22 protein-coding genes and 1 tRNA gene are annotated in these 18,918 nt (G+C 70.2%); 14 read left to right on the top strand and 9 right to left on the bottom strand.

The genetic code is table 11. From position 1 onward, the window contains the following. Positions 1-80: 80 nt before the first annotated feature. From PKF00_RS32880 to PKF00_RS32850, 7 genes are all read left to right on the top strand, one after another. The gene (locus PKF00_RS32880; protein WP_271221597.1) at positions 81-896 is read left to right on the top strand and encodes a PIG-L family deacetylase; all 816 of its coding nucleotides are present in this window, start codon (positions 81-83) and stop codon (positions 894-896) included. A 291-nt stretch (positions 897-1,187) separates the two neighbouring features. After that, positions 1,188-2,096, top strand: coding sequence for an NADP-dependent oxidoreductase (locus PKF00_RS32875; RefSeq protein ID WP_271221596.1), 909 nt, complete (start codon positions 1,188-1,190; stop codon positions 2,094-2,096). A 440-nt stretch (positions 2,097-2,536) separates the two neighbouring features. Then, a complete protein-coding gene (locus PKF00_RS32870) occupies positions 2,537-3,424 on the top strand; it encodes a lytic polysaccharide monooxygenase auxiliary activity family 9 protein (RefSeq protein WP_271221595.1) in 888 nt (295 codons plus the stop codon). A 72-nt stretch (positions 3,425-3,496) separates the two neighbouring features. Next, positions 3,497-4,102: a DUF305 domain-containing protein gene (locus PKF00_RS32865; RefSeq protein WP_271221594.1), complete on the top strand. Its 606-nt coding sequence runs from the start codon at positions 3,497-3,499 to the stop codon at positions 4,100-4,102. Between the two features lie 68 nt (positions 4,103-4,170). Further along, on the top strand, positions 4,171-5,016 hold the full coding sequence (locus PKF00_RS32860; RefSeq protein ID WP_271221593.1) for a MetQ/NlpA family ABC transporter substrate-binding protein: 846 nt from the start codon (positions 4,171-4,173) through the stop codon (positions 5,014-5,016). 246 nt (positions 5,017-5,262) lie between these two features. Beyond that, on the top strand, positions 5,263-5,553 hold the full coding sequence (locus PKF00_RS32855; protein WP_271221592.1) for a DUF6458 family protein: 291 nt from the start codon (positions 5,263-5,265) through the stop codon (positions 5,551-5,553). Between the two features lie 178 nt (positions 5,554-5,731). Then, positions 5,732-5,950: a DUF4235 domain-containing protein gene (locus PKF00_RS32850; RefSeq protein ID WP_271221591.1), complete on the top strand. Its 219-nt coding sequence runs from the start codon at positions 5,732-5,734 to the stop codon at positions 5,948-5,950. A 178-nt stretch (positions 5,951-6,128) separates the two neighbouring features. On the opposite strand, the gene PKF00_RS32845 is transcribed toward PKF00_RS32850, so the two are convergent. Next, positions 6,129-6,689 (bottom strand): helix-turn-helix domain-containing protein, encoded by a 561-nt coding sequence (locus PKF00_RS32845; RefSeq protein ID WP_271221590.1) that lies wholly within the window; start codon positions 6,687-6,689, stop codon positions 6,129-6,131. Positions 6,690-6,767: 78 nt separating this feature from the next. Between PKF00_RS32845 and PKF00_RS32840 the strand changes: the two genes are divergently transcribed. Further along, complete coding sequence (locus PKF00_RS32840; protein ID WP_271221589.1) at positions 6,768-8,321, top strand: alpha/beta hydrolase family protein; 1,554 nt, start codon at positions 6,768-6,770, stop codon at positions 8,319-8,321. Positions 8,322-8,334: 13 nt separating this feature from the next. Here the strand turns inward: PKF00_RS32840 and PKF00_RS32835 are convergent, their stop codons facing one another. Together PKF00_RS32835 and PKF00_RS32830 are read right to left on the bottom strand one after the other, a co-directional pair. Continuing rightward, a complete protein-coding gene (locus tag PKF00_RS32835) occupies positions 8,335-9,330 on the bottom strand; it encodes an SDR family oxidoreductase (protein ID WP_271221588.1) in 996 nt (331 codons plus the stop codon). Positions 9,331-9,349: 19 nt separating this feature from the next. Beyond that, positions 9,350-10,570: a glycosyltransferase gene (locus PKF00_RS32830; protein WP_271221587.1), complete on the bottom strand. Its 1,221-nt coding sequence runs from the start codon at positions 10,568-10,570 to the stop codon at positions 9,350-9,352. 145 nt (positions 10,571-10,715) lie between these two features. On the opposite strand from PKF00_RS32830, the gene PKF00_RS32825 reads away from it, so the two are divergent. Together PKF00_RS32825 and PKF00_RS32820 are read left to right on the top strand one after the other, a co-directional pair. Continuing rightward, positions 10,716-10,961 carry a BON domain-containing protein gene (locus tag PKF00_RS32825; protein WP_271221586.1) on the top strand — a complete coding sequence of 82 codons (246 nt, stop codon included), beginning with the start codon at positions 10,716-10,718 and terminating at the stop codon, positions 10,959-10,961. After that, on the top strand, positions 10,958-11,671 hold the full coding sequence (locus PKF00_RS32820) for a metallophosphoesterase family protein (RefSeq protein WP_271221585.1): 714 nt from the start codon (positions 10,958-10,960) through the stop codon (positions 11,669-11,671). The genes PKF00_RS32825 and PKF00_RS32820 overlap by 4 nt, the downstream gene beginning before the upstream one ends. Positions 11,672-11,950: 279 nt before the next feature. Here PKF00_RS32820 and PKF00_RS32815 read toward each other — a convergent pair whose 3' ends face one another. Continuing rightward, complete coding sequence (locus PKF00_RS32815; protein ID WP_184719841.1) at positions 11,951-12,100, bottom strand: GPGG-motif small membrane protein; 150 nt, start codon at positions 12,098-12,100, stop codon at positions 11,951-11,953. A gap of 22 nt (positions 12,101-12,122) precedes the next feature. Continuing rightward, positions 12,123-12,608, bottom strand: a complete 486-nt coding sequence (locus PKF00_RS32810) for a DUF6328 family protein (protein WP_271221584.1) — start codon at positions 12,606-12,608, stop codon at positions 12,123-12,125. Between the two features lie 85 nt (positions 12,609-12,693). On the opposite strand from PKF00_RS32810, the gene PKF00_RS32805 reads away from it, so the two are divergent. Then, entirely contained in the window at positions 12,694-13,290 is a 597-nt protein-coding gene (locus PKF00_RS32805; RefSeq protein WP_271221583.1) for a nucleotidyltransferase family protein, read from the top strand. Between the two features lie 90 nt (positions 13,291-13,380). Here the strand turns inward: PKF00_RS32805 and PKF00_RS32800 are convergent, their stop codons facing one another. Further along, on the bottom strand, positions 13,381-13,752 hold the full coding sequence (locus PKF00_RS32800) for a PRC-barrel domain containing protein (RefSeq protein WP_271221582.1): 372 nt from the start codon (positions 13,750-13,752) through the stop codon (positions 13,381-13,383). Positions 13,753-14,014: 262 nt separating this feature from the next. On the opposite strand from PKF00_RS32800, the gene PKF00_RS32795 reads away from it, so the two are divergent. After that, positions 14,015-14,088 (top strand) — tRNA-Lys (locus PKF00_RS32795). A gap of 191 nt (positions 14,089-14,279) precedes the next feature. Here PKF00_RS32795 and PKF00_RS32790 read toward each other — a convergent pair. Next, entirely contained in the window at positions 14,280-15,725 is a 1,446-nt protein-coding gene (locus PKF00_RS32790) for an amidohydrolase family protein (protein WP_271221581.1), read from the bottom strand. A gap of 318 nt (positions 15,726-16,043) precedes the next feature. Further along, positions 16,044-16,568, bottom strand: coding sequence for a MarR family winged helix-turn-helix transcriptional regulator (locus PKF00_RS32785; RefSeq protein WP_271221580.1), 525 nt, complete (start codon positions 16,566-16,568; stop codon positions 16,044-16,046). A gap of 39 nt (positions 16,569-16,607) precedes the next feature. Here PKF00_RS32785 and PKF00_RS32780 point away from each other — a divergent pair, with 39 nt between their 5' ends. Then, positions 16,608-17,804 carry an MFS transporter gene (locus PKF00_RS32780; RefSeq protein WP_271221579.1) on the top strand — a complete coding sequence of 399 codons (1,197 nt, stop codon included), beginning with the start codon at positions 16,608-16,610 and terminating at the stop codon, positions 17,802-17,804. 274 nt (positions 17,805-18,078) lie between these two features. After that, positions 18,079-18,306, top strand: coding sequence for a DUF2277 domain-containing protein (locus tag PKF00_RS32775; RefSeq protein WP_271221578.1), 228 nt, complete (start codon positions 18,079-18,081; stop codon positions 18,304-18,306). Positions 18,307-18,466: 160 nt separating this feature from the next. Here PKF00_RS32775 and PKF00_RS32770 read toward each other — a convergent pair whose 3' ends face one another. Next, complete coding sequence (locus PKF00_RS32770) at positions 18,467-18,610, bottom strand: hypothetical protein (protein WP_271221577.1); 144 nt, start codon at positions 18,608-18,610, stop codon at positions 18,467-18,469. Positions 18,611-18,918: the final 308 nt, after the last annotated feature.

Here is an 18,918-nt window from a genome sequence, read left to right as displayed (position 1 = left end):
TCTGCCGACTCCGGCCTCCGCTGGACCGCCGTAGAGTGGGCGGGGCCGTATGGCCCTCCCCTACGGAGAGGTCGACATCCATGGATCACGAGCTGACGCTGATGGCCGTTCACGCCCATCCCGACGACGAGGTGCTCGGGACAGGCGGCGTCTTCGCCAAATACGCCGAGGAGGGCATCCGCACCGTCCTGGTGACCTGCACGAACGGTGAGCAGGGAGACGGGCCCGGCGGAGTGAAGCCGGGGGAGCCCGGCCACGACGAGGCGGCGGTGAGAGCACGGCGGCTCGAGGAGCTCGACGAGTCCGTGACCCACCTGGGGATCGCGCACGTCGAGCTTCTCGGCTACCGCGACTCCGGCATGGACGGCTGGGAGGGCAACCAGGCGCAGGACGCCTTCGCCAACGTCCCGCTCGACGAGGCGGCGGGAAGGCTCGCCGCCCTGATGGAGCACTACCGCCCGCAGGTCGTGGTCACCTACGACGAGAACGGCAACTACGGCCATCCCGACCACATCCAGGCCAACCGCATCACCCTGGCGGCCGCCGAGGCCACCGGCATCCCCGACAAGGTCTACTACACCGCCGTGCCCCGGGAGCGGATCGCCGAGCTGTTCGAGTATCTCCGGTCGATCGACGCCGCGCCCGAGGACCCCGGCCTTCCTGAGGACTTCGGCACCCCGCAGGAGCTGATCACCGCCGTGGTCGACGTGACGCCTTACGTGGAGCGCAAACGCAAGGCGCTCGAGGCGCACGCCAGCCAGGGGGACAGCATCTTCCTGCTGCGCATGCCCGCCGAGGCCCAGCACCGGGCGCTCTCCCCCGAGTTCTTCATCCGCCACTTCACCCGGGTCTCGTCCGCCGAACACGAGACCGACCTCTTCGACGGTCTTCGCTGACGGCGCTGTTCTCTGGGGTCACCGGGGTTCGGTCGGTTCGTTTGGTTCTCTGGGTTCGGTCTGTTCGCGTGGAGACGGCCGGCCGGACCACCCGCCCCCCTCCACGCGAACAAAGCCCAGCCCATAGAACCCAGCGCCCTCAGACCAAGCGAACCCCCAGAACCCAGCGACCCCGCGAAGTCTGCGGCAGCACCCGACTCGACGAGCCGCCCCATGTCCTCAGCCGATTGACCTCAAGCATGGTCGAGGTTGCAGAGTGAGAGGCGACGGCGACGAGTGAAGGAGTTTCCGATGAAGGCCGCTGCTTTTTCCGAGTTCGGTGGACCCGAGGTGCTGAAGGCGATGGACCTGCCGACGCCCGAGGCGGGGGAGGGGCAGGTGCGGGTCAGGGTCAGGGCGGCGGGTGTGCAGCCGTACGACGTGGCCATCCGGCAGGGCTGGGTTCCCCCGGGGGTGCCGGAGGAGCTGCCCCGTGTTCCCGGCAACGAGTTCGCCGGGGTGGTCGACCAGGTGGGCTCCGGAGTGACAGCGGTTTCCCCTGGGGACGAGGTGCTGGGCTTCAACCTGCTGAACTCCTACGCCGAGTACGTGGTCGTCCCGGAGGAGAATGTCACGGCCAAGCCCGCGACCATGCCCTGGGAGGTCGCGGGCGGCTTCACCGCGGGGACGCAGACCGCCCACATCGCCCTCAGGCAGCTCGGAGTCGGTGAGGGGGACACGGTTCTGGTCCACGCCGCCGCGGGGTCGGTCGGCACCGCCGCGGTACAGCTCGCCCGGCTGTGGGGAGCCACGGTCATCGGCACCGCGCGCGAGGAGAACCACGACTACCTGCGCTCGCTCGGCGCGATCCCCGTCACGTACGGCGAGGGCCTGCTGGAGCGGGTGCGCGCTCTCGCCCCAGGAGGAGTCGACATGGTCCTGGACGGCGCGGGCGGCGACGCCCTGGACGTCTCGCTGAGATTGGTGAAGGGAGACAGGATCATCACCCTGGTCGACCATGCCAGGGCCGAGGAACTGGGCGTCCAGTTGGTCAGAGGGGTTCGCCTCGCCTCCAGGCTCGCCGAGCTGGCCGACCTCCACGCCAAGGGGGAGCTCGTCTTCCACGTCAGAAGGACCTATCCCCTCGACCGCGCCGCCGACGCCCATCGCGAGGTCGAGGCGGGCCACGGGCGGGGCAAGGTCGTGCTCGTGGTCGATTGACGCCCTCCGTCTGCCTGAAGGCAGGGGATCGCGACAGCGTCCACCCCACGGAGCGGAGTCGCGTCGAGGTTCACGGTTCGCAGGCTCACCCGGCGGCGGGACGAGGGGGCGAAGGCCGGTGGAACGAGGGGCGGAGGCCGGTGGGGTGAGGGGGCGGAGGCGGTTTCCGGGCCGGGGGAGGGGCGGGGCGAGGAGGCGTTCCCGGGAGGCGAGTGAGGGGCAGGGGGGCGGAAAGGGGCGTGGTGACCTGGGCGAAGAGGGAGGCAGGGGCGGCTCCCGTGACCCGGTCGGCGGCGCGGCCGGCCTCACGTCGGGTGAATATGAGGTCGGTATGTAGCCGCGTCGAATGAATTTTTAGTAAGGTTTCTTGCTAATAACGTGCTATCCGTCGGCCGTTGGACATGTCATGCCTCCATCCCCCCTTTTCAGGAGGAGTCCACGTGCACCTGCGACCCAAGGCAACCACCGGTGCCGCCGCGCTGGCCATCGGCAGTCTGCTCGCCCTGATCCCGTCCACCCCCGCGCAGGCTCACGGCAGCATGTCGAACCCGCCGAGCCGCGTCTACGTCTGCAAGAACGAGGGGCCGGAGACGCCCAAGTCCGAGGCCTGTAAGGCGGCCGTCGCGGCCGGCGGAACCCAGGCGTTCTACGACTGGAACGAGGTCTCCCTGCTGGAGGCCGGCGGCAACCACCGCGCGCTCATCCCGGACGGCAAACTCTGCAGCGCGGGGCGTGAGAAGTATCGCGGTCTCGACCTCCCCAGGGCCGACTGGCCCGCCACCCGGGTCTCGCCGGGGCCGCTGGAGATCACCTATCACGCCACGGCCCCCCACGGGGGGAGCAACTTCGAGTACTACATCACCAAGCAGAGCTGGAACCCGACCCAGCCGCTGAAGTGGTCGGACCTGGAGCCCCTCAAGACGTTCAACAACCAGAACCCCGTCACGTTCACCAAGTGGACGATCGACCTCCCGCAGCGCACGGGCCGCCAGCTCATCTACTCGATCTGGCAGCGCGTCCTGTACAGCAACGAGGCCTTCTACACCTGCTCCGACGTGGACTTCGGCGGCGGGAGCACCCCGTCGCCCACCCCGACCGTGACGCCGACCTCCTCGCCCACGCCCACGGTGACGCCCACGGTGACGCCGACCTCCTCGCCCACGCCCACCGTCACCGCGACGCAGAGCGGCACCTGGAAGGCGGGCACCGCCTACACCACGGGCGCGCAGGTGACCTACAACGGAGCGGCCTACCGCTGCCTGCAGCCGCACACCGCGCTCGCGGGCTGGGAGCCGCCGAACGTCCCCTCGCTGTGGCAGCGTGTCTGACCCTGCTTCACCCCGCCTGACCGGGGCGGCCACGTCCGTCCCGGTCGGGAGCACCCCCCAACAGGAGTACCCATGCTGAAACGCGCGGTCCCGATCGTCCTGGGCGCCTTCCTTCTCACCGGCTGCGGCGCGCACAGCCTTCAGGAGCTGCAGGGCAGCGGTCAGATGACGCACGGCGCGCACGGTGCCGCGGACGCGGGGCCCGCGGCCGTGGCGGGGTCGGACTACAATCCCGCCGACGTGATGTTCCTGCAGATGATGGTGCCGCACAACACCGAGGGCGTGAAGCTGGCGAAGCTGGCGCAGGAGCGGGCCGTCAGTTCCGACGTCAAGACGCTGGCCGCCGCGATCGCCACGACGCAGGAGTCGGAGGCGAAGCTGATGGCCGGCTGGCTGAGCGGCTGGAAGCAGCCCCCGACTCCGTCGGGCAACGCGCACGCCTCCCACGGAGGCCACGGGATGACCAAGGCGCAGTTCGACGCGCTCGCCAAGGCTCCCGACGCCGAGTTCGAGAAGAGGTTCCTCAACACGCTGATCGCCCAGCAGGACGACGCCGTCCAGATGGCCAAGGTGGAGTCGATGGCGGGGCAGAACGCCGAGACCAAGGCTCTGGCGGGACGTGTCGAGGCCTCGCGCTCCGCGCAGATCAAGCAGATGCTGGCGCTCGTGGGTCAGTAACCGATTTGTCGGCGGACTTCCCCGTATGAAATATTTCCTATCAAACATACGGGAAATAGGGGGAAGTCATGCGCAGGTTGCTCGGGGTCGTGGCCGGACTGATCCTGGCCGGAACCCTCACCGCGTGCGGCGGGTCGTCGGCGACGGCCACGCCCGCCGCCGCGTCGAACGCCGGCACACCCAAGGCCGACGCGCCGTTCAAGGTCGGGGTGAACCCCGTGCCGCACGGTGAGATCCTGAAGTTCGTCAAGGACAACCTCGCCGCGAAGGCCGGGCTGAACCTGGAGATCGTCGAGTTCACCGACTACGTCCAGCCCAACGTCCAGCTGGACGAGGGACAGCTGGACGCCAACTACTTCCAGCACGTCCCGTACCTGGAGGAGTTCTCCAAGGGCAAGGACATCAAGCTCAGCTGGGTCGCGCCGGTCCACATCGAGCCGCTCGGCCTCTACTCCAAGAAGATCAAGAACATCTCCGAGCTGGCCAAGGGCGCCCAGGTCGCGCTGCCCAACGACGCGAGCAACCTGGGCCGCTCGCTCAAGCTCCTCGCCGACAACGGAGTGATCACCCTCAAGGAGGGCGCCGGCGTCAAGGCCACCGAGCGCGACGTGGCGGACAACCCCAAGGAGCTGCAGTTCAAGCCCCTTGAGGCCGCCCAGCTGCCCCGCTCGCTCGAGGACGTGGACGCCGCGATCATCAACGGCAACTACGCGCTCGAGGCCGGGCTCCAGCCCGCGACCGACTCGCTGATCCTGGAGAAGGGCGAGGGCAACCCCTACGCCAACGGGCTGGTGACCGTGCCCGCCAAGGTCGACGACCCCCGCGTCAAGAAGCTCGCCGAGCTCCTCCAGGGCCCCGAGGTCAAGAAGTTCATCCAGGACACCTACAAGGGCGCGGTCCTGCCCGCCCAGTAGCCCGCCGACCGGCGTCCTGCCCGCCGTCCGACCGTGCGGCCGCCGCCTCCGCTCCGCCGTACGGCCGGGGCGGCGTCCACTCCCGCCCCCACCGCGTTCGAGCGCGGTGGGGGCGGACGACTTTCCCGGGCCGTTCGGCCCTGTGACGACGATCGATCCCCGTGTCACACGGAGCCTTCGCGAAGACGACGTTTGAGATCCGCGTGGGGGATAGGTGAGAGACGTTGGCTCGAAGGAGGGAATCCCATGACCATCGCAGGCGGCATCGTCCTCATCATGATCGGCGCCATCCTCACATGGGCGGTGGAGTTCGACATCGCCGGGTTCGACATCAACATCGTCGGGCTCATCCTGATGCTCGGCGGCCTCGCGTGGCTGCTGTTCGCGATCTACCGGCTCAGGATCGCCCGCCGGGCGGTGGCGCCGACCACCACCGTGGTCGAGGAGCCGGTGGCCCAGCGCCACGTCTACGAGGAGCCGGTGGCCCAGCGCCGCGTCTACGAGGAGCGCCGCTACGACGACCCTCCGGTCGTGTGACCCCCGGACCTGTGTCGCGGGCCGCTCTCCCGGAGCGGAGCCGCTTCCCACGACCTCACTCCGCCTCCGGTTCGAGCGGGTCCGCCGAGGCCGGGCAGGCGGGGTGGGCGTCGCCTCCCATCGAGTGTGAACGGAGAACAGGACGTTGAGCAGGGTAGTGTCCCGAGGCGCGAGCGCCGTGAGCGGAATGATCGGCGGCGCCATCGCGGGGGCCATCTTCAAGCAGGTCTGGAAATTCGCGGCGGGTGCGGACGACGCGCCCCAGGCGACGTCGGACGAGTACGGCTGGGGCGAGATCCTGGTCGCGGCGGCGATCCATGGAGCCATCTTCGGCGTGGTCAAGGCCGCGATCGACAGATCCGCCGCCAGGAGCATCCACCGGGCGACCGGCAAGTGACCTCGCGCGGACACCCGCGCCGATCCCTGTGCCCGCCGGAGCCGCCCGCCCAGTGACTCCACGCGGTCCCGGAGCCGCGTCCCGCCGCTCCTCTCGCCGCCTCCGGGGTTCTCCTCCGGGGCGGTGAGCGGCGCGCGCCGTTCGTGGGCGTCAAGGGGGAGGCGCCGGGGCGGGGTGGTCACTCCTCGTCGGCGGGGAGGGCGAACAGGCGGATGTGCATGGGGCGCGCGTCCGGTGGGGCGTCCTCCGCCCCGCGGTTGTACTTCATCAGCAAGGCGATGTAGGCCTCGAAGAACTCCTCGAACTCCGCCTTGGTCATCCGGCCCAGGCCGCGTGACGCCTTGGCCCACTCGGGGTCGTTTCGATAGGCGGCGGGGAAGCGTTCGAACAGCTCGCGATCTTCCTCCCAGCCCGTCCGCTGGAACTCGGCGAGCACGGGGCGGTCCTCGGGGGCGAGCTGGTCGGGGGTCGGCAACCGCATGTCCCTGGGCCCGTCGGCCCTGCGCCACCAGCGCTCCCTGCCGGTCGAGCGCTCGGGGATCTCCTCGATGAAGCCGTGCTTCTCGAGCTGGCGCAGGTGGTAACTGGTCGTGCCCGTCTTGGCGTCGAGCAGCTCGCCGAGGGTGGTCGAGGTCGCGGGGCCGTGCACGCTGAGGTGGCGCAGCATGAGCCGTCGCATGGGGTGAGCCAGTGCCTTGAGCCTTCCCGGATCGAGCGTGAGCGACTCGTCATCCTTCATGAGGATCACCCTAGTCCTGCAGGACGATATCTGCCGAGAAACCTTTGCCGAGAAGTCTCTGCAGACTATGTTCGGCATATGCGAAGAACCCTTGTGACCGCCGCGGTCACTCTCGGCCTGCTCACCCCCGTCGCGGTGGCCGTCCCCGATCTGCTCGTTCCCACGGCGACCGCACCCGCCTCGGCGGCGACCGCGGCCCTCACACCGGCCGCCCTCACACCGGCCGCCCTCACACCGGCTACCCCCGCACCGGCCGCCCTCACACCGGCTACCCCCGCACCGGCGTCCCCGCTCGCCGTGCCGTCCGACCTGACCGCGACGGAGCTGAGCTTCCACGGCGGCGGCGGCCTCGTCATGCACGGCACCGTCCTCGCCCAGGCCACGGCGAAGCCCGCGCGCCCGGGCGTCGTCCTCGTGCACGGCGCGGGAACGGGAACGCCCCGGGCGAAGCTGCTGGGCGAGGCCGTCGAGTTCGCCCGCAGGGGCCTGTCGGTGCTGATCTACGACAAACGGTCCGAGGGATACTCGCTCTTCCGGCGCTCCTACTCGCAGCTCGCGGACGACGCGCTCGGCGCGGTGGCGGCGCTGCGCGCCCAGCCGGGCGTCGATCCGGCGAAGGTCGGCATATGGGGGCTCAGCGAGGGAGGCTGGGTGGCCCCGCTCGCCGCGTCCCGTTCGAAGGACATCGCCTTCGTCGTGCTCGTCGGCGCCAACGGGCTGCCGCCGCTCCGGCAGCAGACCTGGGCCGTCGCGGCCGGGTTGCGCAAGGCGGGGGTCGCGGGCTCGCTGGTCGACCGGGCCGAGCCGAACCTGTACCGGACGATCGCCGACGGCGGCCTCTTCCCCGAGCCCTACTACGACCCCGCGCCGGCCCTGGCCGCGGTGCGCCAGCCGGTCCTCGCCATCTGGGGCACCCATGACCTGCTGACCCCGCCCCAGGAGAGCCCGCCGCTGTTCGCCAGGGCGCTGAAGGAGGGCGGCAACCGGCACTACGTCTTCCGTTTCTTCCCCGACGCCGACCACGCCGCCCACCGCACCCCCGACGGAGGCGTCACCCGGCTGCCCGAACTCGCCCCCGGCTACGCCGACCTGGTCGGCTCCTGGGTCGGGGAGGTCACGGCGGGCAGGCCGCCCACGGCGCGGATCTCGGGGCCCGCTCCGGTGCAGGCCTCCGTGACCGTGCCGGTCGACCCTCCCGCCTGGTGGGCGTCGGCGCCGGCGCAGCTCGCCGCGCTGCTGCTGTTCCTGGTCGCCTTCGCCGGCTACCCGGTGGTCGCGCTGGTGCGGCGTCTGCGCGGCCGTTCCACGGTGCCGGTGACCGGAGCCGCGCGGCTGCTCAGCGGCGCGGGGCTCGCCACGGTGCTCGGCTCGTTCTCCTACCTGGTCTATCTGGTGATGACCGGCGGCAAGCTGGCCGCTCCCGGGCCCGTGTTCGCCGAGCGTCCACTGGTCTGGCTGGCGCTGCAGGCCCTGGCGGTCGCCTCAGTGGTCGCGACGGTCCGCACCGGGTGGGCCTGGCGTCGCGCCCCTGGTTCCGTCCCGCGGGGGGAGAGGGCACGGCTCGGCCTCCTGCTCGCCGCCGGTGTGGTGTTCGTTCCGTGGGCCTTCCACTGGGGCCTGCTCCTTCCGTGACGGGAACTCCCGTTCAACGGCCCGTACGGCGCGCGGCCGCCACGGCGACGGCTCCGCCCGCGAGCGCCAGGGCGGCCAGGCCACGGTGCCGGGAGAGCCAGGCCTGCAGGCTGCGAGGGTGGGAACGGTCGTCGAAGGCGCCGTGGGCGCCGTAGTCCCTGTCCTCGTCGGCGGGCTCCCACAGATTGGCCACGCCGGTCGGGGCCTGGTCCTTCGTCTGCTGGCTGTCCCGCCCCGATCGGGCGAGGTAGCGGTCGACGAGCCCGGGGGCCAGCCGTTCCCCGAGCATGGTCATGGCCGTGGACGCCCCCACCCAGTACTCACGCCGTCCAGGATGCTCCGCGGCGAAGACCAGCGCCCTGGCGGCCACCTCCGGCTGGTAGATCGGCGGCACGGGCTGCGGGTGGCGCCCCAGCTTGGACAGCACCCAGGAGAACTGCGGGGTGTTCAGCGCGGGAAGCTGCACCATGGTGATCTGGATCCCGCTCCCGTCGCCCAGCAGCTCGGTCCTGACCGCCTCGGTGAACCCCTTGATCGCGTGCTTGGCCCCGCAGTAGGCGGCCTGCAGCGGGATGCCCCGGTAGGCCAGCGCCGACCCGGCCTGGACGATCACTCCCCGGTCACGGGGCCGCATCAGGTCCAGCGCCACCCGTGTGCCCCAGACATAGCCGAGGTAGGTGACCCGCGTCGTCCGCTCGTACTCCTCCGGGGTGATCTCGGTGAACGGGGCGAAAACCGAGGAGAAGGCCACGTTGATCCAGACGTCGATGGGACCCGTCTCCCTCTCGATCCGCTCCGCCGCGTCTCTGACCTGCTGATAGTCGGACACGTCGGCCTCGTAGACCAGTCCGGCGCCGCCCGCGGCGCCGACCTCGACGGCCGCCGAGCCCAGACCGGTCGTGCCTCGGGCGATCAGTGCGACGGTTGCGCCGCGGGCGCCCAGCTCCTGGACCACCGCCCGGCCGACCCCGCCGCTGGCCCCGGTCACCACTACGACCTTGCCTCGCATGATCTCCTCCTCCGCCGGTTCAGGCAGCTCCCGTACCCGGGCAGGTGCCGGTCATGCTCAGCGCCCTGCCGTACGAGGCGAGCACGTCGCCGTAGACGGCGGCGGTCTGAGCCGCCACCCGGTTCCAGTCGTAGTGGGACCTCGCCCGGTCCGCGGCGGCCGTGCCGTACGAGGTGAGCAGGAACGGGTCGGCGAGCAGTTCCCGCAGCGCGCGGCCGAGGACCGCCGCCTTGCGCGGCGGGATCAGCAGTCCCGTGACGCCGGGGGTCACCGTGTCCAGGTGCCCGCCGACCGCGGAGGCGACCACCGGGACGCCGCAGGCCATGGCCTCGAGCGGCACGATGCCGAACGGTTCGTACCAGGGCACGCTGACCACGACGTCGGCCGAGCGCATCAGCGCCGGGACGTCCTCGCGCGCCACCCTGCCGACGAACCTGACGCGGTCCGCGACGCCGTACATTCCGGCGATCCGCGCGAGGCGGTCCAGTTCCGGCTCGCCGGGGCCGCCGCCCGCGACCACGAGGGTGGCGTCCGGCACGTGCCGGAGGGCTCTGATCGTGGTCTCGACGCCCTTGCGCGGCACCGCCCTGCCGACGGCGAGCAGGATCGGCCCGGGGCCGAGGTCCGTTCTCGGGCCGGCGGGGGTGAAGACGTCCACGTCGACGCCGCAGGGGACGACCCGCGTCGCGTGGTCGGGCAGCCGCATCCGGCGCAGCTCGGCCACCTCGTCGGCGCAGGTCGCGATCACCGTGTCGACCTGCCGGGCGATGAGGGCCTCGGTGTCGACGCGTTCGCGTGGGCTGGTGTCGGCCGAGCCCTGGTGACGCCGCTTGACCGTGCCGAGGGCGTGGAAGGTGTGCACGACGGGCACTCCGGTGTCCCTGGCGGCGGCCAGCGTGGCCAGGCCGCTCATCCAGAAGTGGCTGTGCGCGATGTCGGGCGGGGCCGCTCCCCAGCTCAGGGCGAGCCAGCGGCTGAAGTCGGGCATCCAGGCGAGCAGGTCGTCCTTGGGCAGGACCACGGCGGGGCCCGCGGGAACGTGGACCACGGTCACCCCGGGGGCGAAGGCGACCCGTTCCGGCTGGAGCGGCGACTCCCTGCGGGTGTAGACGGTGATCTCGTGCCCGCTCGCGGCGAGCGCCAGGGAGAGGGCGGCGACGTGGACGTTCTGGCCCCCCGAGTCGGCGCCGCCGACCGTGGCGAGGGGGCTGGCGTGTTCGGACACCATTGCGATCTTCATGAGGACGGCTCCGCGGGCATACGACACCAAACGTGCCTGCGTCCTAGGCATCCGCCTGTTCCCCATTCCCCCAGGAGGGCTTTCAAACGCGTTTCACCTCGGGTTTCCCGGGAACGCGAGGTTTCTCAATGAAAGGAGTTCGTCGATGGAGGCTCCGCAATACGTCGCCGCGCGCGTCCAACGCGCACTGGCCGAGGACGAGAGAACCAACGAGCTCGGCATCCGGGTGGACGTCCGGGGCGAGCAGCTCTTCCTGCGCGGACAGGTGACCGGCAACGAGCGTCGCCTGCTCATCGCCGATGTGGCCCGGGAGGCGGCTCCTGGGCTGACGGTCCGCAACGAGATCACCGTCATCGACGTCCGGGGTCCGGGGGAGGAGGAGCGGCTGTGAGGGAACTGCGGATCGCGGCGGTCGGAGACGTCCATCTGGACGAGAGCCTCAGGGGGCGTTACCGCGAACGGCTGGACGACATCGGGGAGCACGCCGACGTGCTGCTGCTCGCCGGCGACCTGACCCGGCACGGCACGCTGGAGGAGGCCGGGGTGGTGGCGGACGAGTTCCGTGATCTGCCGGTTCCGGTGATCGCCGTGCTCGGCAACCACGACCACCACTCCAACCATCCCGCGGAGATCGCGGCCATGCTGAACGATGCGGGGATCAAGGTCCTGCACGACGACGCGACCGTGCTCGACGTCGACGGAGTACGGCTGGGCGTGGTCGGCGGCAAGGGCTTCGGCGGAGGATACGCGGGCAAGTGCGCCAGCGACTTCGGCGAGCCGGAGATCAAGGCCTTCATCGGGCACACCAAGCGGATCGCCGAGCGCTGGCGGGTGGCGCTCAAGGAGCTCGAGGCCGACCGCAGGATCGTGCTGTCGCACTACTCGCCGGTCAAGGACACCCTCTCCGGTGAGCCGCTGGAGATCTACCCCTTCCTCGGCAGCTACCTGCTGGCCGAGGCGGCGGACGCTGAGGGCGCGGACCTGGTCATCCACGGTCACGCGCACGCGGGAACCGAGAAGGGCGTGACCCCGGGCGGCATCAGGGTGCGCAACGTGGCGTTGCCGGTGCTGGGCCGGGCGTACGGGGTGTACTGCCTTTAGTCTCCCCGCGGTCCGCGGGCTCCCGTTCCTTCGACAGGAGGCGGCGGCCTGGTCTTTCGAGGGGGCGGCGGTCTGACGACCGGGGCCCGGCGTCGCCGGGCCACGGGTCCCACCGCTCCGTGAGTTCCGCGGCCGGACTCCGCGGAGCGGGGCCGCCCATGAACGCCCATGAAGAAGCGGGCCGGGTGATGACCCGGCCCGCTGATGCTTCTGGTACGAATTCGGGGCGACTTGTGTGCGGTTTTTGATATTTGACGTTTGTGCGAGCGGTGGCCCGCATCAGACATTGAAGATGCTCACACCCCCGGGACCGACCAGGAATCCGAGGACGATGAGGACGATCCCCCAGAGGAGGTCGCGGCGGGCCAGGATCACGTAGATCCCGGAGATGACGAGAACGACTGCGATGATCCAAAGCAAGGTAGCCATAAGCAGCCTCTGCCCTCACGATTCATGACTTAACATCTTTGATCCGGTAGAGATCGACAATTGGCTGAAGAATCCAGAACCACCCGCTGGCCAGGGCGATCGCGCCGCCGAACAGCGCGGCGGGCCACGCGTTGATGACCGTCTCCGCGACCAGGGCCACCGCGCTGGTCATCGCGATCGCCAGTCCGACGGCTCCGGCGATGCCCAGTTCGTTGGCCCTGTGGAGCATCTTCTCCTTCAGCGGGGTCCGGAACAGCAGGCGGTGCTGGGCGGCGGGGGTGATGAACAGGACGGAGGCCAGGGCGGCGCTCAGCAGGGAGATGAAGAACAGCCACCGGCCGAGCGCGTCCACTTTGTGGAAGCCCGCGGCGAACGGCAGCGTCAGCAGGAACGCGAACAGGACCTGCACCCCGGTGACAGCGACCCGGAGGCCCTGTAAAAGCTCGCCGAGTTCCCGGTCGACCCGTTCCTTGCGCGTCTCGTCAGGCTCTGGTTCTTCGTTATGCACCTGTTCCGGATGAATCATGAGGGTGCATTTACCCAAGGCGAGGTTTGCTATGCCTACCTGGGAATCTGTGGGGTACCCGGGGGATATGGGAAGCCACAGTCATGAGGTAACTGACGCGATCCTGGAAACGCTCAAGCGAGCCAGCAGCGGGCTCAAGGACGCGGGCGTCAGGTTCGCGCTCGCCGGAGGATGCGCCGCGTACGCGCGCGGGGCCGCACCCTCGCTGCACGATGTGGACTTCGTCCTGCCCCAGGAGGATGTGCCGACCGCGCTGGAGGCACTGCGGGACGTGGGGTTCGAGACGGTCAAGCCGCCGGAGGACTGGCTCGTCAAGGCCTACGACGAGGGCAGGCTGGTCGACCTGATCTTCAGCATCTGCGACCACCCGGTCACCCCGAAGCTGTTGGAACGGGCCGAGCCGATGAAGGCGTCCGCGGTGATCGTGCCCGTCCTTGAGGCCACCGACCTGGTCATCACATGGCTGTTGCCGCTCTCGGAGCACAGTTGCGACTATGGCTCGTTGCTTCCCCAGGTCAGAGCGTTGCGGGAGCAGGTCGACTGGAAGCGTGTCGCGGCCGTCGCGCAGGTCTCGCCGTACGCGTTCACCTTCCTGACCCTGCTGGAACGGCTCGGCGTGCTTCCCGGTCCTGTCGACCCCGCCGGAGAGCCCTCCTGGCCCTGAGTCCGGGTCCGGGCGTCTTCCGGGACGCCCGGACCCGAACGACGAAGGGCCCCGCCGAAGCGGGGCCCTTCCTGGTTGGAGGCGTCGAGATCAGAAAGTGCTCGTGCCGCCGCCGTAGGGGAAGCGGCCGTAGTAGTCGCCGACGGTGTCACGGTAGACACGCTCCTTGAAGTTCGCCTCGTCGAACTCCGGAGCGTTCTTGATCTCGTCCTTGGTGCGCGAGACGTAGATCTTGCGCTCCTGCGGATCGATCCGGGTCACCGTGCCGGCCGGAAGCAGGACCTTCTTGCCGAAGATCCAGGGGCCGGTGTCGACGACGATGTAGCTCTCGCCGACCTCGTAGGTCGCCTCGTCGACAGACCCGATCTTCCCGTCGGTAGCCTCCACGTGATAGCCCGCGACGTCGAGGCTCTTGTTGACGTCGTGGACGTCAGCGCGATAGCTCCACAGCTCAGGCTGCATGGTGTACATCTCCCTTTGGGTTGATTCTCCGGGCTTCCTCCTGCTACCCCTGTGAGCGAGGGCAAACGGCGCGCGGCCTCGGCCGTGCCGTGATCAAGGCCGTGGCCTGGGCGGCGGGAACGAAAAAATCATGAGATCCGACGTGGAGACGCTCGCGGACGCCTCCTGCCCGCAGGCGCTCCCGCGCCGCGAGGGAGCGATCCGGCTATGTCATCTCATGTACAGACCATGGGTCCGAGTCCGGTAGTCTTGTCGAGGTCAAGCGCCGCTAGCTCAGTTGGTTAGAGCAGCTGACTCTTAATCAGCGGGTCCGGGGTTCGAGTCCCTGGCGGCGCACACCGCATCCGAACAGCGCATCCATGGTTTCCATGGATGCGCTGTTCGCGTTTCTGATGCCCGGTTTCACGGTGGTTCGTTCCCGCCGTCGGCTCCAACGCCGCCGCGCCGAAAACGATCACTCAGTGGGGTGGTCGTCGGCGTCCGCCGGGCGGGATCCCTCGGTCTCGGCCCCAGGAGGACGGCACTCGTCAACGGCTGGTCCGGGGCGACGAGGCCAACCGGGAGAAGCCCGATCCGTGCAGGCCGGAGGCCAGGGCCAGGCGGGCGGCGAGGGCACGGCTCCGGTCGATCTGGGCGGCTTCGTCGAGGGTGGTGCAGGTGTGGTCGGCGACGACGCGGCAGCCGTCGACCCAGACCGAGCGGACGGCGCGGGGGGAGGCGCCGTAGACGAACTGGCCGCAGGGGTCGTGCAGGACCGAGACGCACACGGAGTCCTGGAGGAGCACGAGGTCGGCGCGTTTGCCGGGTTCCAGGGAACCGACGAGGTGGTCGAGGCCGAGGGCGCGGGCGCCGTCCAGGGTGGCCATCCGCAGGACCGTCGCGGCGTCGATGACCGAGGGGTCGAGGGCGTGGACCTTCTGGAGCAGGGCTGCGGTCTTGACGGCCTGGAGCATGTCCTGGCTGTCGTTGGAGGCCGCGCCGTCGGTGCCGATGCCGACCGCGATCCCGGCGGAGCGCAGCCGCGGCACCGGGCACACGCCGGAGCCGAGGATCATGTTGGCGACGGGGTTGTGCGCGATGGCGACGCCGTGGGCGGCGAGGATCTCGATGTCGGACTCGGTGACCCACACGCCGTGCCCGGCGACGAGCGGCCGGTCGAACAGGCCGAGGGCGAGGGCGTGCGGGATGGTCCGGCAGCCCCAGCGCTGGGAGGCCGCAACGAGTTCCTCGCGGACCTCGGCGAGGTGGGTGTGCACGGCCCAGCCGCGGTCCAGGCAGGCCTGGGCGCCGGCCTCCAGCAGGGCGTCGCTCTGCCCGAGCAGGGTGCCGATCCCGTACCGGAAGGAGACGAGTTCGGCGGCCGCGCACGCCTCGGCGAGGGCGTCCTGCTCGGCCATGATCCGGTCGACGTCCGCCCAGGGCGGCGCACCGGGCGTCGCACCGGACATGTCGGCGTCCTCGGCGCCGAACGACACGACGCCGCGCAGGCCCGCCTCCTCCAGCCCCGCGACGACACCGACGCTGGCCGCGTCGTCGGGGTTGCAGTGGACGAACATGTCGTTGACCGTCGTCACGCCGGACAGCAGCATCTCGATCGCGCGCAGCCGGGTGCCCTCGCGGGCGTCCTCGGCGGTCAGCACGGAGCCGAGCGGCCCGACGATCCGCTCGCCCCATTCGAACAGCGTCAGCTCCGAACCCATGCCGGTCGCGAGCGCCTCCGACAGGTGCGTGTGCGTGTTGACCAGGCCGGGGATGAGCAGGCCCGTCCCGTCGCCCTCGACCGGCAGGCCGGGCAGCCGGCCTCGCAGCTCGCGGTACGGCCCCACCTCGACGATGCGGCCGTCACGCACGTGGACGGCGCCGTCCTCGATCTCGCCCGCGGGCCCGACCGTGAGGACCCACGCGGCCCGGACCAGGACCTCCTCACGCGGCGCGCGCACGCGGGTGGCGGCAGATGTGCGGGTGTCCTGCAAGGAGTCCTCCTGGTGAGCGAAGTCCTGGGCGCGGGAAAGGGTTCCGCGACCCGCCGGGTCAGGGCTTGAGGCCGATGGACGGGTCGATGAACTGGTTGGTGACGAGGTCGCCGGGGATGATGTCGGCGTCCGGCGCGTACTCGCCGATCAGGTCAATGAGGGTCTGCATGCGCTTGAGGCCGTAGTTCCCGCACCCCGACGGCCCGATGACCGAAACGAACTCGCCCCGCCCGACCGTCGGCGTCACAGGGTCGAGCGCCCGGACGGACCCGAAACGGCAAGTCACCTCGGTGAACGAGAGCAACGGTCCCGTCCCCTTCACACGCCGGGCAGGGTCCGGGCGAGCTTGCGGAGGAGGGCGGCGAGGGTGTCGCGCTCGGCGGGGGTCAGGCCGGCGAGCAGCCGGTGCTCGTTGCGGACGTGCCGCTCGACCGCCGCGTCGACGACCTCGAGGCCGCGGTCGGTGAGGCGGATGAGCCGGCCCCTGGCGTCGGAATCGGCCGCGCGGCGGGCGACCAGTCCGGCGCGTTCGAGCCGGTCGACCCGCTTGGTCACTGCGCCCGAGGTGACCATCATCGAGCCGCTCAGCTCGCCGGCCGTGAGCTCGAACGGCGGGCCCGAACGGCGCAGTGAGGCGAGCATGTCGAACTCGCCCCGGCCCAGGTCGAACGACTCGAAGACCTTCGTCAGCCGTTCGTCGAGCGCCCAGTGCAGCCGGCTGATCCGGCCCACGACCTGCATGGGGCCGGGATCGAGATCGGGCCGCTCCCGCCGCCACTGGCTGACGATCAGATCGACCGCGTCGGCGTCGGGAGGAAGGACGGAGTTGGTGTCCTGAGGCATGTGTTGACTATACCTTCCACGGAAACTAATTTATCTTCCATGGAAACTATCCCTCCTCTGCGGTCATGGCTGGGCGTCGCCGCCATCACCGCCAGCCTGTTCACCTTTGTCACCACCGAGCTGATGCCCGTCGGACTGCTCACCCCGGTGGGCGCGAGCCTGAGCATCTCCGACGGCGTCGCCGGGCTCATGGTCACCCTCTACGGGGTCTCGGCCGGGCTCGGGGCGCCGTTCATCGTGGCGTGGACCAGGCGGGTCAACCGGCGCCTGCTGCTGTCCGCGCTGCTCGCGGTCCTGGCGCTGGGGAACCTCGTCACCGCGGTCGCGCCGAGCTACCCCCTCGTCCTGGGGGCGCGACTGGTCATGGGCTTCGCCAACGGCGTGTTCTGGGCGATCGGAGTGAGCATGGCGATGCGGCTCGTCCCGGAACGCCAGGCGAACCGGGCGGCCGCCGTCGCGCTGTCGGGCATCTCGATCGCCACGGTCGTCGGCATCCCACTGGGCGCCTTCCTGGAGAGCCTGACCGACTGGCGGGCCACCTTCCTGATCTGGAGCGGCCTCAGCGTGCTGGTGCTGCTCGCCGTCGCCGCGATCGTGCCGTCGCTGCCGTCGGACAACGCGGTCCCGGTGCGGGAGGTCTTCGCGCTGCCCGTGCGGAACAGGCGGCTGCGGATCGTGATGCTCACCGTGGTCCTCTACGTGCTCGGCCATTTCGGGGCGTACACGTTCGTGCGGCCGTTCCTGGAGGAGAACTCCGGCGCCTCACCCGGCTTCGTCGCGGGACTGCTGGTCGTCTACGGGGCCGGTGGCGCCGTCGGTAACTTCGTCGCCGGTCACGCCGCGACGAGGAACCTGACGGGCACCTTCGTCGCGGCGTGCGGCGGACTCGTGGCGGCCCTGCTGGCGCTGCTCGCGTTCGGCGGCTCGCAGGCCGGGGCAGTCGTCGCGCTGGTCGTGTGGGGGGTGTCGTTCGGGGCGGCGAACCTGTGCCAGATCAACCTGACCCTCGCGGCGGCGCCCGACAGGTTCGAGGCCGCGATGTCGATCAACACACTTGGCTACAACACCTCCATCGCGCTCGGTGCCCTGCTCGGCGGGCTCTTCGCCGATCGCCTGGGCGTCACGAGCGCCGTCTGGTTCGGAGTGGTGCTGACGGCGGCGTCGCTGCTGCTCACCCTCGGCGCGCACCGGACGGCCGACCGCGTCACCGAGGACGACGTGGTCGCCGCCGGGTGAATCAGACCCGCCCGGCATGCGAACGGCGTCGGTATAACTGATCGGTCTCGCCACGGATCGCTCCGTCGACTGTTAAGTTTTCGCGATCACGGCTGATTCTGGTGGGTTCGTCCATCGGATGCGCGGCACTTGGAGATAAGGACCTCATGTCCGGGCAGGCTGACGGATAGCGCACGTCCGAAAGCCGGAGGGAAAGTCAACCGGGCGCATTCATCGGGCCCGGACCGCATCAGGTCCGTCACTTTTGTCGGTGCGGTGGAATATGGTCCCTGTCATGTGCCGGAGTATCAAGACCCTTCGGGAGCCCTACGCCAGCGACGTGACCGATGAGGACGTGCGGGCCGCCGCGCTCCAGTATGTCCGCAAGGTCTCCGGGTTCCGGTCTCCGTCCACGCGCAACGCCGAGGCCTTCGAGCGAGCCGTGGACGTCATCGCCGCCGCGACGCAGACCCTCCTCGAAGACCTCCAGCTGAGACAGCTCACGCCGCGCTCAGGGACGTGAGAGCGGCCCGGTCGTCCTGAGAGGCCTGCGGGCCCCGCAGGGGTTGCGCACGTCCGCGCAGGGGGTGCGACCGGAATACGGCAGAAACGGGCCACGTCCGCTGGAAACCGCACGTCAGGCGGTGGACGGAAACCTGAGGTTTCAGCCGGACAGGGGCCGGTCAGCGGCGTAGGAACAGCCGCAGCAGGCGCAGCGCCCGGGTACGCCGGGAGGAGTCCCGGGAGAACAAGTACAAGGCGGCCAGAGCCGTCATCGGGACGACAGCGATGGCGCCGGCGGCGGCCAGGTGGGTGAGGATGGCCACAGGGGTGTCCTTTCGCGAGCGGTGTGGGGTGCCCCTTGCGGGCGGCGGGTGCCGGGAACGGTCGTGACGCGACCGGCACGTGCCACCCCCGCCCGCCTGGAAAAGCAGGGGGATGAGGCGTCGCCGGCGGCGGAGGTGCCGGGGTGTGAACCCAGAGTGCGGCCCGCCGTCGGGGCGTTGACGATCCCTGGCGATCTTTGACGGGGACGGACGAGGTCGTACACCCCCTGACGAGCGCTGACGGCGTTTACAGCCCTCGGCCTGGGACGCTGACGATCCCTGACACCCCAGGGCGGTCACGGCACGAA

Source organism: Streptosporangium carneum (assembly GCF_027922005.1).
In the GTDB taxonomy this organism is placed as follows: Bacteria; Actinomycetota; Actinomycetes; order Streptosporangiales; family Streptosporangiaceae; genus Streptosporangium; species Streptosporangium carneum.
This window is presented reverse-complemented; position numbering and strand designations above follow the sequence as displayed.